20 protein-coding genes are annotated in these 14,512 nt (G+C 71.7%); 7 read left to right on the top strand and 13 right to left on the bottom strand.

The window, feature by feature from the left end; genetic code table 11:
• Window positions 1–8: 8 nt before the first annotated feature.
• From ACZ6IM_RS33750 to ACZ6IM_RS33735, 4 genes are all read right to left on the bottom strand, one after another.
• The gene (locus ACZ6IM_RS33750; protein ID WP_052842947.1) at window positions 9–446 is read right to left on the bottom strand and encodes a Fur family transcriptional regulator; all 438 of its coding nucleotides are present in this window, start codon (window positions 444–446) and stop codon (window positions 9–11) included.
• Window positions 447–461: 15 nt separating this feature from the next.
• Window positions 462–1,037, bottom strand: a complete 576-nt coding sequence (locus tag ACZ6IM_RS33745) for a heme-binding beta-barrel domain-containing protein (protein WP_052842948.1) — start codon at window positions 1,035–1,037, stop codon at window positions 462–464.
• Window positions 1,038–1,205: 168 nt separating this feature from the next.
• A complete protein-coding gene (locus tag ACZ6IM_RS33740; RefSeq protein WP_052842949.1) occupies window positions 1,206–1,499 on the bottom strand; it encodes a DUF397 domain-containing protein in 294 nt (97 codons plus the stop codon).
• Window positions 1,481–2,323 (bottom strand): helix-turn-helix domain-containing protein, encoded by an 843-nt coding sequence (locus ACZ6IM_RS33735; RefSeq protein ID WP_052842950.1) that lies wholly within the window; start codon window positions 2,321–2,323, stop codon window positions 1,481–1,483. The genes ACZ6IM_RS33740 and ACZ6IM_RS33735 overlap by 19 nt, the downstream gene beginning before the upstream one ends.
• A 172-nt stretch (window positions 2,324–2,495) precedes the next feature.
• On the opposite strand from ACZ6IM_RS33735, the gene ACZ6IM_RS33730 reads away from it, so the two are divergent.
• From ACZ6IM_RS33730 to ACZ6IM_RS33720, 3 genes are read left to right on the top strand one after another with little or no spacing between them, the layout of a single operon-like run.
• Window positions 2,496–2,888, top strand: a complete 393-nt coding sequence (locus tag ACZ6IM_RS33730; RefSeq protein WP_052842952.1) for a hypothetical protein — start codon at window positions 2,496–2,498, stop codon at window positions 2,886–2,888.
• Window positions 2,885–3,139, top strand: a complete 255-nt coding sequence (locus ACZ6IM_RS33725; protein WP_052842953.1) for a hypothetical protein — start codon at window positions 2,885–2,887, stop codon at window positions 3,137–3,139. The genes ACZ6IM_RS33730 and ACZ6IM_RS33725 overlap by 4 nt, the downstream gene beginning before the upstream one ends.
• A gap of 28 nt (window positions 3,140–3,167) precedes the next feature.
• Window positions 3,168–3,530, top strand: a complete 363-nt coding sequence (locus ACZ6IM_RS33720) for a DsrE family protein (protein WP_073729730.1) — start codon at window positions 3,168–3,170, stop codon at window positions 3,528–3,530.
• A 12-nt stretch (window positions 3,531–3,542) separates the two neighbouring features.
• On the opposite strand, the gene ACZ6IM_RS33715 is transcribed toward ACZ6IM_RS33720, so the two are convergent.
• Window positions 3,543–4,307, bottom strand: coding sequence for a glucose 1-dehydrogenase (locus ACZ6IM_RS33715; RefSeq protein WP_469561885.1), 765 nt, complete (start codon window positions 4,305–4,307; stop codon window positions 3,543–3,545).
• Between the two features lie 42 nt (window positions 4,308–4,349).
• Window positions 4,350–5,144 (bottom strand): SDR family NAD(P)-dependent oxidoreductase, encoded by a 795-nt coding sequence (locus ACZ6IM_RS33710; RefSeq protein ID WP_052842956.1) that lies wholly within the window; start codon window positions 5,142–5,144, stop codon window positions 4,350–4,352.
• A gap of 84 nt (window positions 5,145–5,228) precedes the next feature.
• On the opposite strand from ACZ6IM_RS33710, the gene ACZ6IM_RS33705 reads away from it, so the two are divergent.
• Entirely contained in the window at window positions 5,229–5,885 is a 657-nt protein-coding gene (locus tag ACZ6IM_RS33705) for a TetR family transcriptional regulator (RefSeq protein WP_469561881.1), read from the top strand.
• A gap of 16 nt (window positions 5,886–5,901) precedes the next feature.
• On the opposite strand, the gene ACZ6IM_RS33700 is transcribed toward ACZ6IM_RS33705, so the two are convergent.
• From ACZ6IM_RS33700 to ACZ6IM_RS33670, 7 genes are all read right to left on the bottom strand, one after another.
• Window positions 5,902–6,159, bottom strand: a complete 258-nt coding sequence (locus tag ACZ6IM_RS33700) for a DUF3099 domain-containing protein (protein WP_052842958.1) — start codon at window positions 6,157–6,159, stop codon at window positions 5,902–5,904.
• A gap of 124 nt (window positions 6,160–6,283) precedes the next feature.
• Window positions 6,284–6,571, bottom strand: coding sequence for a DUF1416 domain-containing protein (locus ACZ6IM_RS33695; protein WP_030187974.1), 288 nt, complete (start codon window positions 6,569–6,571; stop codon window positions 6,284–6,286).
• Between the two features lie 34 nt (window positions 6,572–6,605).
• Window positions 6,606–7,451, bottom strand: coding sequence for a sulfurtransferase (locus ACZ6IM_RS33690; RefSeq protein WP_052842959.1), 846 nt, complete (start codon window positions 7,449–7,451; stop codon window positions 6,606–6,608).
• A gap of 435 nt (window positions 7,452–7,886) precedes the next feature.
• On the bottom strand, window positions 7,887–8,624 hold the full coding sequence (locus tag ACZ6IM_RS33685) for an LmeA family phospholipid-binding protein (RefSeq protein ID WP_052842960.1): 738 nt from the start codon (window positions 8,622–8,624) through the stop codon (window positions 7,887–7,889).
• A gap of 151 nt (window positions 8,625–8,775) precedes the next feature.
• Window positions 8,776–10,002 carry a hypothetical protein gene (locus ACZ6IM_RS33680; protein WP_469561876.1) on the bottom strand — a complete coding sequence of 409 codons (1,227 nt, stop codon included), beginning with the start codon at window positions 10,000–10,002 and terminating at the stop codon, window positions 8,776–8,778.
• Window positions 10,003–10,005: 3 nt separating this feature from the next.
• Window positions 10,006–10,260 carry a MoaD/ThiS family protein gene (locus tag ACZ6IM_RS33675; protein WP_052842962.1) on the bottom strand — a complete coding sequence of 85 codons (255 nt, stop codon included), beginning with the start codon at window positions 10,258–10,260 and terminating at the stop codon, window positions 10,006–10,008.
• 36 nt (window positions 10,261–10,296) lie between these two features.
• On the bottom strand, window positions 10,297–11,157 hold the full coding sequence (locus ACZ6IM_RS33670) for an alpha/beta hydrolase (protein WP_469561872.1): 861 nt from the start codon (window positions 11,155–11,157) through the stop codon (window positions 10,297–10,299).
• 255 nt (window positions 11,158–11,412) lie between these two features.
• Here ACZ6IM_RS33670 and ACZ6IM_RS33665 point away from each other — a divergent pair, with 255 nt between their 5' ends.
• From ACZ6IM_RS33665 to ACZ6IM_RS33655, 3 genes are all read left to right on the top strand, one after another.
• Complete coding sequence (locus ACZ6IM_RS33665; protein ID WP_052842964.1) at window positions 11,413–12,243, top strand: winged helix-turn-helix transcriptional regulator; 831 nt, start codon at window positions 11,413–11,415, stop codon at window positions 12,241–12,243.
• A 42-nt stretch (window positions 12,244–12,285) separates the two neighbouring features.
• On the top strand, window positions 12,286–13,308 hold the full coding sequence (locus tag ACZ6IM_RS33660; protein WP_087808575.1) for a LacI family DNA-binding transcriptional regulator: 1,023 nt from the start codon (window positions 12,286–12,288) through the stop codon (window positions 13,306–13,308).
• A gap of 96 nt (window positions 13,309–13,404) precedes the next feature.
• Window positions 13,405–14,478 carry a S1C family serine protease gene (locus tag ACZ6IM_RS33655; RefSeq protein WP_052842966.1) on the top strand — a complete coding sequence of 358 codons (1,074 nt, stop codon included), beginning with the start codon at window positions 13,405–13,407 and terminating at the stop codon, window positions 14,476–14,478.
• Window positions 14,479–14,512 lie beyond the last annotated feature (34 nt).

Below are 14,512 nucleotides of genomic sequence, written 5' to 3'. Positions count from 1 at the left end.
CGACTCGCTTACGACTCGGTAGTTGAACCCTTCAGGGAACAGCTCTCGCACCGGCCGAAGATCGCGAAGTGCTTCATGTCGGTGTCGAAGCCGAACTGCTCGCGCAGCTTGGCGGTGAAGTCGGCGGCCACCGACAGGTCGGCCTCGATCACGTTGGTGCAGTCCCGGCAGACCAGGTGGATGTGGTGGTGGCGGTCGGCCAGGTGGTAGGTGGGCGCACCGTGCCCGAGGTGGGCGTGGCTGACCAGCCCCAGCTCCTCCAGCAGCTCCAGCGTGCGGTACACGGTGGAAATGTTGACCCCCGACGCCGTCTTCCGTACTTCGCCGAGGATGTCGTCGGGGGTCGCGTGCTCGAGGGTGTCGACGGCTTCCAGCACCAGCTGCCGCTGAGGCGTCAGCCGATAGCCGCGCTGCCTGAGGTCGCTCTTCCAGTCGGTGCTCACCACACCACGAGTCTAGGACTACTTGAAGAAAGCGATCCCGTCGTCCGGCATGTCGTCCGGCAGGGCCTTGGCCCAGCGCTCGACGTCCTCCGGGGTGACGACCTTCTTCAGGTGCGCCGACATGTAGGGGCGCAGCTCGACCTCGGGGGTCTGCTTCTCGCCGACCCACATCAGGTCGCTCTTGACGTAGCCGTACAGCCGCTTGCCGCCGGTGTAGGGGCGCGAGGCCGCGGTGCGGGCGACCGCGTCCGTGACCAGGTCGATCTGGGGCTTCTGGTCGGCCAGCTCGCCGTACCAGATCTCGATGACGCCGTCGTCGCGGGTCATCGTGACCTCGACCTTGCGGTTCGCGTCGACGCGCCAGAAGCCGTGCTCGGACTCCAGCGGGCGGACCTTGTTGCCGTCGTTGTCCAGCACCCAGGTGTGGGACTGGTACTCCAGGAAGTCCCGGCCGTCGTGGGTGAAGGAGACCTCCTGGCCGAAGTTGCACTTCTCGGCACCGGGGAAGTCGTGCACGCCCGCGCCGGCCCAGTCACCCAGCAGGAAGACGAGCGGGACAAGGTCCTTGTGCAGGTCGGACGGGATCTCGATCATGAGCGGTACTTCCTGGCGTCGGTGATCAGCGCTGGCCCTGGTACAGCTTCTTCACGGTCAGACCGGCGAAGGCGAGAACGCCGACGCAGACCAGGACCAGCAGGGCTTCGAAGAAGATCTCCACGGGGTGCTCCTTGAGCGGGGGGCATAAACAGGGCCGGCCTCAGCTTACGCGGCCCGTCCCGGCTCTTCTCGCCGGACTCCGTCCAGGAAGGCGGCCCACACGGGGGCGGCGAACAGGAGGGCGCCGCGAGCGGGGTCCTTGCTGTCCCGGACGGGGACGAGGGAGGGGAGGTTGGGGGCGACCTCGACGCACTCGCCGCCGCTCGCGTTGCTGTAGCTGCTCCTGCGCCAGTCGGCGGCGCGGAGGAGGTCGTCGGAGACCTCTAGGCACTGACCGCCGTCCTGGTTGCTGTAGCTGCTCTTGCGCCAGGTGACCGTGCTCAGATCGATGGCTCGCATGGCGCTTCCTCCAGCATCCGCTCGATGAACTCCCGCGACTCGCCCGGAGACAGGGCCGTATCGCGCACTCGATCGTATCGGAGCTGGAGCTGGTCGACTGTTGTTGTTTCCTGGACCAGTTCGCCCGCGTAGCCCGTCTCGACCCAGGCGACGGTCCGACCGCCTGGACCTCGCAGGAACATGACGTCGGTGTTCGTCAGCCCGTGCAGCCCCGCGCTACAGGGCAGCACCTGGATGATGATGTTGGTGCGCTGCCCCATCGCGGCGAGATGGCTCAATTGCGCTCGCCATTCGCTCCGATCGCTCAACGGACTGCGCAGCACCGCCTCGGAGAGGATCGTGCGGAACTGCGGACCGTCGGGCGCCAGCAGCAACTCACGCCTTCCCACGCGGGCCGCCACCTGAGCCTCCAGCTCCGCCCCGGCCAGCCCGCCCGCCTTGAGTAACTCGGCCGCGTACTCGGGCGTCTGGAGCACGCCGGGAAGATTCGAGGTGGCGTAGTGCCACATACTCACCGCCTCGGCCTCCAGCACCATGTACCGCCGATACCGCTCCTTGAACTGCGTCGGATCGGCCACCGCCAGCTCCCACAGCGTGAGCAGCATTCCGCCCGTGCCGTAGTACTGGTCCAGCGCCTCCACGATCTCCGGGCCGCCCAGCGTGTGGCCGTTCTCCATCTTTCCGAACTGGGACGCGTCCCAGCCCACCACCTCCGCGACGCCCCGCAGGGACACGCCCCGCCCGTGGCGGAGCAGCCGCAGCTCCTCCGCGAACCGCGCCCTCGGTTCCTGACTGCGCCCCGTGATCGCCCTCCGCTGCGGCACCGCACCCCTCCCGGCTGTGGAATTTGTGGAATTTGGAGCGCCCGATGTGGCACTAGCGGCCGTTCCGGGCTTGGCGACCCCCGCCGTGGGTCATGCTCGTAACTGCCCACCACTACGCAGAGTAGGGCAACTGTCACATTCCGTACAGACGTTGACGTAAGGGAGCGGACCCGTGAGAACAGAACCGGCCACCTACGAGCCCGGCACGGTGCTCTACGACACCGCCGCCGCCAAGGTCGGTGAGTACCGGGGCCGCAGCGGGGCGCGCGTGCTGCTCCGCTCCCTCGGCGGCGGCCGGGAGTGGGAGGCGGAACCGGCCGCACTGCGCCCGGCGACCGACCGCGAGCGCCTCGGGGCGAGCCTGCGCGCCGCGAACGACCGCACCCTCGCCACGCCCCCGGCCCCCGGCGAGTTGGAGCGACCGCCCCTGCCGGTGCCGGGCTGCGAGGCATGCGCCTGGCTGGCGGACCGGCGGGAGACCGCACGTGCGGCGTTCGACCACAGCGCGGTGACGGACGCGAACGTCCTGCTGCGCCAGCACCAGCGCAAGGAGCACGACGGATGACGTACGACGGCGGACTGCCCTACGAGGAGTGCCGGCGGGCCCAGCGGCTCGCGCCACGACGGGACCGGGCGCCCCTCTCGCCCGGCTTCGCGATGCCGCCCTTCCACCCGGGCCACCCGCCGAGGCCCGCGCCGAAGCACAAGGCCGCCCGGCCCCGGCGGCGCACCCGGCTGGACGGCGCCACGGTCAGCGGCCTGCTCACCGTGCTGTGCGTCGCGACGCTGCTGGTGACGATCACCTTCGCGGTCTGAAGCCGCCCGCGAGGGCTACGCTTCCGGCATGGCGAAGAAGCTCGTGATCAAGGTGACGGCGGGGGCGGACGCGCCCGAGCGGTGTTCTCAGGCGTTCACGGTGGCGGCGGTGGCCGTGGCCAGTGGGGTCGAGGTGTCGCTGTGGCTGACCGGTGAGTCCGCGTGGTTCGCGGTGCCGGGGCGTGCGGCCGAGTTCGAGCTGCCGCACGCCGCGCCGCTGCCGGACCTGCTGGACTCGCTCCTGGCGGGCGGCCGGGTGACGCTGTGCACCCAGTGCGCGGCCCGGCGCGACCTCACCGAGAAGGACGTCATCGAGGGCGTACGGATCGCGGGCGCCCAGGTCTTCGTACAGGAGGCACTGGCCGACGACACCCAGGCCCTCGTCTACTGACGGCGCCGGCGCTCACTGCCCCATGACGTACGCCACGGTCGGGCCCGTGGTCCAGCCGCCGTCCACGGCGAGTTCGGCGCCGGTGACGTAGGACGCGGCGTCCGAGAGCAGGAAGACGACCGCGCCGGCGATCTCGTGGGCCTCGCCGACCCGGCCCATGGGCGTGTTCGGGTACCTGCCCTCGCCCCGCTCGATGCCGACGGCCGCGGTCATCGGGGTGTACGTCATCCCCGGGTGCACGGAGTTCACGCGGACGCGGGCCGTGCCCCACTCCACCGCGCCGATCTTCGTGAGCCCGCGTACGCCCCACTTGGAGGCGCCGTAGCCGGCCGTGAGGGCGAGGCCCATCAGACCGGCCGCGGACGAGATGTTGACGATCGATCCGCCGCCGGCCTCCTTCAGCGCGGGGAACACGGTCTTCATGCCGATGAAGACGCCGGTGAGATTGACGTCCAGCACCTTCCTGAAGTGCTCGACGGACTCCGACTCCAGCGGCGTACCGGTCGAGATGCCGGCGTTGTTCACCAGGCCGTGCAGCGCGCCGAACTCGGTGACGGCGAAGTCCGCGACCCGTCGCCAGTCCTCCTCGGAGGTCACGTCGTGGTGCAGGAAGTGGGCGCGGTCGCCGAGTTCGCGGGCCGCGTGCTCGCCCTCGTCGTCCAGGACATCGGTGATCAGGACGTGTGCCCCGGCGGCGACCGCCTGCCGGGCGGCTTCCGCGCCGAGGCCGCGGGCGCCGCCGGTGACGATCACGTTCCTGCCGGTCAGGTCGTGCATGGTGTGCTCTCTTCCTCAGTGGAGTTCCGGGGGCGGGCGCCCTCAGAAGTGCGTGCCGCCGTCGATCCGGATCTCCGTGCCCGTGATGAACCGGCCGTCCTCCGAGGCCAGCATCGCCACGACCGACGCCACCGTCTCCGGACCGGCGAAGCCCTGGCCGAGCGCCGGGGAGAGCTTCGCGAACAGGGCCATGTCGGCGTCCTCGGGCAGCCCGGGTCCGACGCTCTGCCCGCTGACCCCGCTGCCGTCCGTCATGCCGGAGGAGATGGAGCCGGGCTGTACGGCGGTGAAGCGGATGCCGCGTCCCGCGTACTCGGCGGCCAGGGCGTGGGTCATGGACTGGATGCCACCCTTGCTCGCCGCATAGGCCGCCATGTACGGGTGCGCGAACGTGGCCGAGGTCGAGCTGAAGTTGACCACCGCCGCGTCCCTGCCCTCCAGGAGCGCCGGGACCGACTCGCGGATCACCAGGAAGGTGCCGACGAGGTTCACGGTCAGGACCCGGGTGAAGTCCGCGAGGCCGGTCTCCTCGGTGTGCGAGGAGCGCAGGATGCCGGCCGCGTTGACGAGGACGTCCAGGCCGCCCAGCGCCTCCGTCGCCGCCCGGACGCCCTCGCGCACCGAGGTCTCGTCGGCGATGTCGACGACGAGCGTGGTGAGCCGGTCCGCGTGGGCCCCTGCCTTCTCCCGGGTGTCCTTCAGGCCCGGCTCGCTGACGTCCGCCGCGACGACGGTGCCGCCCTCCGCGAGCAGCCGCAGCACGGTGGCCTGGCCTATGCCCGAGCCGCCGCCGGTGACCAGGGCGCGACGGCCTTCGTAACGATTCAAGTGGTTCATGCCCGTCACCTTACGCCTGAGTGGCACGTTTTGCCATGACGTCACGGCGTGCCGCCGGGCGGTCGCAGGCCGTACGCTTCTGGGGTGAGCACCGAGCCACCGCCACCGCCCCCGACGCTGACCGAGCGCCGCAAGGCCGCCACCCAGCTCGACATCGCCCACGCAGCGGCAGAACTCTTCGCCACCCGGGGCCCGGAGGCCACGACGGCGGAGGAGATCGCCCGGCGGGCGGGGGTCGCGCTGCGGACCTTCTACCGGTACTTCCGCTCCAAGCAGGACGCCGTGGGCCCGCTGCTCACGGTCGGCGCCGACCACTGGCGCGCGCTGCTGGCCGAGGCCCGGCCGGGTACCGCGCTCGGTCCGGCCCTGCGCGGCGCGGTCGAGCAGGCGCTGGCCACGCCGGACCCGCAGGCCACCGAGGCGCTCCTGCGCACGCGCGGTCTGCTGCGCGCCGCCGCGGACGATCCGGCGCTGCGCGCCGTCTGGTACCGCGTGAACCAGGAGTCGGAGGAGCTGCTCGTCCCGGTGATCGCCCGGCTGACGGACGGCCACCGGGACCCGCTGGAGGTGCGCCTGGTAGCCGCCGCGGCCACCGACGCCATCCGGATCGCCCTGGAGACCTGGTCCGGCACCGAGGCGGCGACCCAGGGCCCCGGCTCCCCCGCCGACCTCGCGGTGCGCTGCCTGCGGCGCCTCCTGGGCGGCATGGACACACCGGAGGACGGGGGCGGCGCCCGCTAGCCGGCGTCCTGCGGACTCAGTGGCGCTTCTTGCCGTCCAGTTCGTCCCACCACTCGTCGGACTGCGCGTCGCCCGACGGGTCGTCCCACCAGCGGTCGTCCGGGCCGCGCCGGTTGGCGATCATCGCGGCCACCGGCGGGATGAGCATCGCGAACACGCACAGGCCCACGGCCGCCGGGACGGACCAGAGGCGTACGACTCCCCAGGCCAGGACGAAGAGCACGATGCAGGTCCCCATCATGGCGAAGTAGACATGCCGCCGCCGCGCGTACATGACTCCAGGGTAGGTCCGGACATCCCGTCCGGACACGCCGAAGGGGCCGCACCCCAGGCGTCCAACCCGGTGGGTGCGGCCCCTCGGCCGGCGCGCCGTGCGCGCTGTGCTGTGCCGCCTGCCGTCAGACGGCGATCGCGACCTCCGCCAGGCCGCCCTGCTGGGCCACGACCGTGCGGTCGGCGGTGCCGCCCGGGACGAGCGCGCGCACGGTCCAGGTGCCCTCGGCCGCGTAGAAGCGGAACTGGCCCGTCGCGGAGGTCGGGACCTCCGCCGTGAACTCGCCGGTGGCGTCCAGCAGACGGACGTAACCCGTCACCGGCTCGCCGTCGCGGGTCACCTGACCCTGGATGGTGGTCTCACCGGGCTTGATCGTCGAGGCGTCGGGGCCGCCGGCCTTCGCTCCGCACATGTCGTACTCCTGAGGGGTTGAGAGGGGGGCGGGCTTACTTGTTGGCGCCGAGCTCGATCGGCACGCCGACGAGGGAGCCGTACTCGGTCCAGGAGCCGTCGTAGTTCTTGACGTTCTCCACACCCAGCAGCTCGTGCAGGACGAACCAGGTCAGGGCCGAGCGCTCACCGATGCGGCAGTAGGCGATGGTGTCCTTCGCCAGGTCGACCTGCTCGTCGGTGTAGAGCTGCTTCAGCTCCTCGTCCGACTTGAAGGTGCCGTCGTCGTTGGCGTTCTTCGACCACGGGATGTTGCGGGCGGACGGGACGTGGCCCGGACGCTGCGACTGCTCCTGGGGAAGGTGGGCCGGGGCGAGCAGCTTGCCGGAGAACTCGTCGGGCGAGCGGACGTCGACCAGGTTCTGCGCGCCGATCGCCTTGACGACGTCGTCGCGGAAGGCGCGGATCGCGGTGTTCTGCGGCTTGGCCTTGTAGTCGGTGGCGGGGCGCTGGGGTACCTCGTCGCCCGGGACCAGCTCGCGGGCGTCCAGCTCCCACTTCTTGCGGCCGCCGTCGAGGAGCTTGACGTTCTCGTGGCCGTAGAGCTTGAAGTACCAGTAGGCGTACGACGCGAACCAGTTGTTGTTGCCGCCGTAGAGGACCACCAGCGTGTCGTTGGCGATGCCCTTGGCCGACAGGAGCTTCTCGAAGCCCTCCTGGTCGACGAAGTCGCGGCGGACCGGGTCCTGGAGGTCCTGGGTCCAGTCGATCCGGATCGCGTTCTTGATGTGGTTCTTCTCGTAGGCGGACGTGTCCTCGTCCACCTCGACGATCGCGATGGACGGGTCGTCCAGGTGGTCCTGCAGCCAGTCGGCGTCTACCAGGACGTCGCTGCGGCTCATGTTTTCTCCTCCGGGGCAGTTGGCGGCGGGGCGTGCGATGAGAGGGTGTGCGCGCTCGGGCCGTGCGGCGGCGCGCTGGTGCCCGGGGCAGGCCGGGGCGGGCGGGGGACGAGGGGACACGGGCGGCGACGTCGCCGCCCACCTCAGAAGGTGCGACAGAGCATGGCGGCAACGCGGCACAGGTCCACTGCCCGCCGCTTCGTGAGATCCGCCTGTCGCTTCATAGGTCCCGATCGTAGGGATTGAGGGCGGGCCGTGTCACCGACGTGTCGCATGATGAGACACGATCGTCCGGAGTGCGGGATGGAGAGGCTCATCGGTCCGGCCCGGAAGGCCTGCGGGGCCGGGCCGGGTGTCTTCGCATCTGCGGTACGGACAGCCCCGTCTCGCCTGTCGGACATCGCTCGGCCACCCCGCGTGGCGCCGCCCTTCGTCCTACCCGGCCAGCTTGACGTTCGAACCCTTCACCGTGATCTCTACGCCGTCCTTCGCCGCCTCGACCTTGTCCAGCTCGATGCCGCCGGGCAGCTCGTCGATGGTCTGCTGGAAGTCGGTGATGGCCCGGATCCGGGACTCGGCCAGCTGCCTGCCGCCTATCCTCGGCAGTCCGTCGGCGACGACCTCGACGTCGTCGTCCTTGACCTTGACCGAGCTGAGCACCTCGACCGGCTCGGGCACCTCGACACCGAGGACCGTGGCCTGGAGCGACACCTTGATCTTTCCGTTGCCGCCGTCGGAGAGGCCGACGACCTTGGCGTCGATGCCCGGCGCGATCTCCGTGGGCTCGGACCTGGTGGCCTTCATCAGCTCGTCGTAACCGACGGTCGCGGTGCCGGTGGCGGTGGCCGCGGTGGCGGAGCTGTAGTCGCCGGAGAACTCGACGCCCTTCATGTGCGCACGCAGGTGGGCGATGCGGATCTTCTCGTTCGCGTTGCCGGTGGACGCCTCGTAGTCGTCGATGCCGATCTCCACGTCGTCCAGTTCACCGCCGGCGACCTGGGTGAGGAAGGGGAAACCGTTGATGGAGACGTCCGGCGTCGAGGCCAGGTTCTCGGTGCTGCGCAGCTTGTCCGCGGCCTCGTCCTCGGCGAAGTTGACGGCGACACGGTCGGCGATCACGAAGAGGCCGCCCAGGATCACGACGACGATCAACAGTATTCGCAGTGCGCGCATGCGGTGTTTCCCCAACCCTGGACGCTCGGCGGCGGACCCGACGACCGGCGGCCGTCCAGCGCGAGCGTAACCCGGCCCCCGGGCACCCCCCGGGTTTTGTCGAACAGCTGTGACAGGGGGTGCCGCCACCTGTGACAGGCGGCGCCGGGGCTCAGGCCAGGGCCCGGCCCAGCAGGTACACGGCCGGGGCCGCCGCCGCGAGGGGCAGGGCCACGCCCGCCGTGAAGTGGACGAAGCGGGAGGGGTAGTCGTAGGCCGCCACCCGCAGGCCGATCAGGGCGCAGACCGCCGCACCGGCGCCGAGCAGCGCGCCCGACGCCCCGAAGTCCGTCATCGAGCCGACCGCGACCCCCGCACCGGCCGCCGCGAGCAGCGCGACGACCACGGACGCCGCGGTCGGCAGCGGCAGCGCGCGGGCCACGGCGGCCACGGCCACCGCGATCCCGCCGACCGCCACCGCGTCCGCGTCGGCGGCGAGGTACCCGCCCGCGACGACGGCCAGGGCGGCCGCGGCGATGGTCGCCATCAGGCCGTACATCCGCTCGTCGGGGTCGGCGTGCGAGCGCAGTTGCAGGACCAGGGAGAGCAGCACCCACACCCCGAGGGTGCCGAGGATCGCCGCCGGGGAGCGGTCCGACGCCAGCAGCGCCGCGTCGGCGGCGAGCGCGCCCGCGAAGCCCAGCGCGATGCCCTGCCGGGCCGGCCACATGCCGTTCAGCCGGAACCAGCCGGCCGCGGTGACCGCCTGGAGGACGACGAGCGGCACGAGGAGGGCGTACGTGCCGAGCGCCGCCGCGCCGGACAGCAGCAGCCCTAGCAGCGCGGTGAGACCGGCCGGCTGCATGCCCGGGTCGATGATCGGCGAGCGCCCCTCGGCCCGGGCCCGCTGCGCGTCCGTGATCCGCGTGTTCCCGACGACGGTCGCGGGGCCGTAGCCCGGCTCGTCGGAGGGGGAGGCGGAGGAGGGCGCGGGTGCGGGGGCGGGGGGCTCGTACGGCTGGGGCTGGGGCTGGGGCGCGTACGGCTGCGGCTGGGACTGGTACGGCTGCGGCTGTCCGTACCCCTGCGACGGGTACGGCTCAGGCTGGGGCTGGGGCTGGACGTGCGGCGGCAGGTACGCCGTCTCCTCCGCGGAGACCGGCGGCTGCACCTGTGTCTCCCAGGTCTGCCCCTGCCACTGCTGCGTGTACTGGCCGGCGTTCGGGTCCTGCTGCTCCCCGGGGCCCTGGTACGGCTGCTGCCCGGGCCACGCCTGCGCGTCGTATCCCTCGTACTGCTGATTTCGGCCGTACGGCTGATGCGCGTCGTACTGCGGATTCCCGTCGTACTGCTGATGCGGGTCGTACTGCCGGTACGGCTGCTGCGGCTGGTCGGTCATCGCTCACCCTCCTGCGAACGGCGGGAGCACCTCGACCGTGCCGCCCTCGGCCAGCCGTACCGTCTCATGCCCGCGGGTGCCCACGGGGTCGCCGTCGACGAGGAACGAGCAGCGCAGCAGCACGTGCGTGAGTTCGCCGGGGTGGCGCTCGCGGACCGCGGCGAGCGCGTCGGCGAGCGTCGCCGCGTCGCAGGGCTCCTCGGCCACCCCCGCCGCGGCCTTCGCGGCGGCCCAGTAGCGCACCGTGACCTTTGCCATCTCGTTCCTTCGTCGTCGGCGATGAACAACGTCAGGCTAGCCCGCCCTCGCCACGGCCCAGTCGCCGATGCGGTCCAGGAGCGCCTCGCCGGAGGCGTTCTCGGCGTGGCCCATGCCGGGCTCCAGCCAGAGTTCGCCGTGGTCACCGGCCGCCTCGGCCAGCATCCGGGGGTGGTCGAGAGGAAAGTAGCCGTCCCGGTCGCCGTGCACGACGAGCAGCGGCGTCGGCGCGATCCGCCGCGCCGCCTCCACCGGCGACAGCGGCACCGGGTCCCAGTCGCGGTGGTGGATCCGGGTGCGCAGGCCGTAGCGGCCCACCAGGCGCCCGGCGGGGCGCATCACCAGCCAGTGCAGCCGGCGCATGGGTGCCGTGCCCCGGTAGTACCAGCGGGCCGGGGAGCTGACCGAGACGACGGCGTCCGTGCCCGCCGCGGCGTCCTCGGCGTACAGCGCGGCGTGCCGCAGGACCACCGAGCCGCCCATGGAGAAGCCGACGGTCACCACGCGCGCGTGCCCGAAGCCGCGCGCCCAGGCGGCCGCCGCCGCCAGGTCGAGCACTTCGCGGTCCCCGACGGTGGACCGTCCGCCGGACGCGCCGTGCCCCCGGAAGGAGAACGTGACCACGGCGCCATACCGCTGGAACACCCCCGCGATCCGCCGTACATGCGGCCGGTCGGCGTCGCCCGTGAACCCGTGGGCGACGACGAATACCAGGTCAGAGGGGTCGCGTCCGGCCGGTCCCGGCTCGTACACGGCGTCGATGGGCACCCCGTCGGCCGTACGGAGGAAGGTGCGCGCCGACGGGCGGCGCGGCGCTCCCCGGGGCGTCTCGGGATGCGGACGATTGCCTGGACCACGGGTGGAACGCGCCACATGACCCGGCGGTCGGTTGCTCATATCGGCTATTCTGCTGGGCAGAGGACTCGGGCAACGTAGCCCCCGGGTCCTTTTGTGCTTTCGGGAGCGATGCCGGGCAGTCGCCGGGCATTCACCTCCCGGACGCGCGGCGGGACCCACGGGCACGGGACCCGCACCAGCACGACCTGTACGAAGCAGTGCCGTAAACGTCCTCGCAGGGACCCAGGAGGAACCAGACGTTATGGGCGAGCGAACCGGGCACGACCACGATCCGTCCCAGGCAGGTGGGGCGCGATGAGTTCTCTGCTGCTCCTGACCAACGCCCTCCAGCCGTCGACGGAGGTGCTTCCCGCTCTCGGCCTGCTGCTGCACAACGTACGCGTGGCTCCCGCCGAGGGCCCCGCCCTCGTCGACACCCCGGGCGCCGACGTCATCCTCGTCGACGGCCGCCGCGACCTCCCCCAGATCCGCAGCCTGTGCCAGTTGCTGCGCTCCACGGGCCTCAGCTGTCCGCTGGTCCTGGTGGTCACCGAGGGCGGCCTCGCCGCCGTCACCGCCGACTGGGGCATCGACGACGTACTCCTCGACACCGCCGGTCCGGCGGAGGTCGAGGCGCGGCTGCGGCTCGCCACGGGCCGCCAGCAGCTCGGCGGCGACGACTCCCCCATGGAGATCCGCAACGGCGACCTGTCGGTGGACGAGGCGACGTACTCCGCGAAGCTCAAGGGCCGGGTCCTGGACCTGACCTTCAAGGAGTTCGAGCTGCTGAAGTACCTCGCCCAGCACCCCGGCCGCGTCTTCACCCGCGCGCAGCTGCTCCAGGAGGTGTGGGGGTACGACTACTTCGGCGGCACCCGCACGGTCGACGTGCACGTGCGGCGGCTGCGCGCCAAGCTCGGCCCCGAGCACGAGTCGCTCATCGGCACCGTCCGCAACGTGGGCTACCGCTTCGTGACGCCGGAGAAGCCCGAGAAGCCGGAGCCGGCCGAGAGGGGCGCGAAGGGCGAGAAGGGCGACAATCCGGACCGGGCGGAGTCCGAGGGCTCCGACGCCCCGGCCGATCCGGCGGCCGGACAGGCGGCCGACCCGGCCGAGGCGGCGGGCGCGAGGTCATCCAAGGTGTGATACGCCCTGCCCGGGGCGGGTCCATCCGCGTAGACTCCGCGCGTGGCCAAGGTGACTCGGGATGACGTGGCGCGACTGGCGGGGACTTCCACCGCCGTCGTCAGCTACGTCATCAACAACGGACCCCGGCCGGTCGCCCCGGCCACGCGCGAGCGTGTCCTCGCCGCGATCAAGGAACTGGGGTACCGCCCGGACCGGGTCGCCCAGGCGATGGCGTCGCGGCGCACCGACCTCATAGGCCTGATCGTGCCGGACGCGCGCCAGCCGTTCTTCGCGGAGATGGCCCACGCGGTCGAGTGGGCCGCCTCCGAGCGCGGCAAGATGGTGCTCGTCGGCAACAGCGACTACGTCGGCGAGCGCGAGGTGCACTACCTGCGCGCCTTCCTCGGCATGCGGGTCTCCGGCCTGATCCTGGTCAGCCACGCGCTGAACGACAACGCCGCCGCCGAGATCGACGCCTGGGACGCCCGGGTGGTCCTGCTGCACGAGCGCCCCGAGGCCATCGACGACGTCGCCGTCGTCACCGACGACCTCGGCGGCGCCCAGCTCGCCGTACGCCACCTGCTGGAGCACGGGTACGCGTACGTCGCCTGCATGGGCGGCACCGCCGAGACGCCGTCCGTCGGCGACCCGGTCTCCGACCACGTCGAGGGCTGGAAGCGCGCGATGAAGGAGGCCGGACTCTCCACCGAGGGCCGGCTCTTCGAGGCGCCGTACAACCGCTACGACGCCTACCGCGTGGGCTTGGAGCTGCTCTCCGGACCGCAGCGCCCGCCCGCGATCTTCTGCTCCACCGACGACCAGGCGATCGGCCTGCTGCGCGCGGCCCGCGAGCTGCGCATCGACGTCCCCGGCGAGCTGGCGGTGGCCGGGTTCGACGACATCAAGGAAGCGGATCTCGCCGACCCGCCCCTGACGACGGTCGCCTCGGACCGGTCGGCGATGGCACGCGCCGCCGTGGACCTGGTCCTGGACGACGGCCTGCGGGTGGCGGGCTCCCGCCGCGAGCGGCTGAAGGTGTTCCCGTCCCAGCTGGTCGTACGGCAGTCCTGCGGCTGCGCGTAGCGATCACCCGACGGACGTCTTTACATCGGGCATACGAGGTTCTGCCGGGCTTCTCAGGCGGCGCTCAGGCCGCTCTCATACGAGGGCGGGAAGCTCATGGACATGACCGAGAGCCTCCGCCCCAACGGCGAGTACGAGCACGCGAACCCGTACCAGGGACCCCACCAGCACGCCTCCTCTCCCGTCAACCCGGAGTGGCCGCCCCCGCCGGCGCAGCCGCCCGGGAACCCCACGCAGCCCCTGCCCGCCATGCAGCCGGAGCAGCCCGGACAGCCGCCCGAGCAGCCGCACGGCGAGCGACCGGCCCGGCGGCGGGGCCCCGCCGCCCTGCTGGTGGCCGTGGCGATCGTCGCGGCGGCCGTCGGCGGCGGCACCGCGTACGGCATCCAGGAGCTGACCGGCAGCGACACCGTCGCCTCCAGCTCGACCAGCACCAACGTGGTGCCCTCCAGCCAGAAGGGCACGGTCTCCGGCGTCGCGAAGGCCGTCAGCCCGAGCATCGTCGAGATCAACGCCACCTCGAACGCCGGCTCCTCCACCGGTTCCGGCGTGATCATCACCGACGACGGTGAGATCATCACCAACAACCACGTCGTGTCCGGCGCCTCGTCCGTCAAGGTGACGACCAGCGACGGCAAGCAGTACACCGCCGAGGTCGTCGGCACCGACAGCAAGAAGGACCTCGCGCTGATCAAGCTGGAGAACGCCTCCGGCCTGAACGCCGCCACCCTCGGCGACTCCGACGGCATCGGGGTCGGCGACCAGGTCGTCGCCATCGGCTCCCCCGAGGGCCTGACCGGCACCGTGACCAGCGGCATCGTCTCCGCCCTTGACCGGGACGTGACCGTCTCGACGGACGAGGGCCAGCAGCAACAGCAGCAGCGGCAGGGCGGCCAGTGGCCGTTCGAGTTCGGCGGGCAGCAGTTCAACGGCGACACCGGCTCGTCCACGACGACGTACAAGGCCATCCAGACCGACGCCTCCCTCAACCCGGGCAACTCCGGCGGCGCGCTGATCGACATGAACGGCAACATCATCGGCATCAACTCCGCGATGTACTCGGCGACCGAGTCCTCCGCGAGCGCGGGCAGCGTGGGCCTCGGCTTCGCCATCCCGATCAACACGGTGAAGGCCGACCTGCCCGAGCTGCGGGCGGGCGCGAGCAACTGAGCGGGCGCGAAGACGTGCGACGCTGAACGCGTTG

The sequence above is a fragment of the Streptomyces sp. NPDC042336 genome (assembly GCF_055581985.1).
This window is presented reverse-complemented; position numbering and strand designations above follow the sequence as displayed.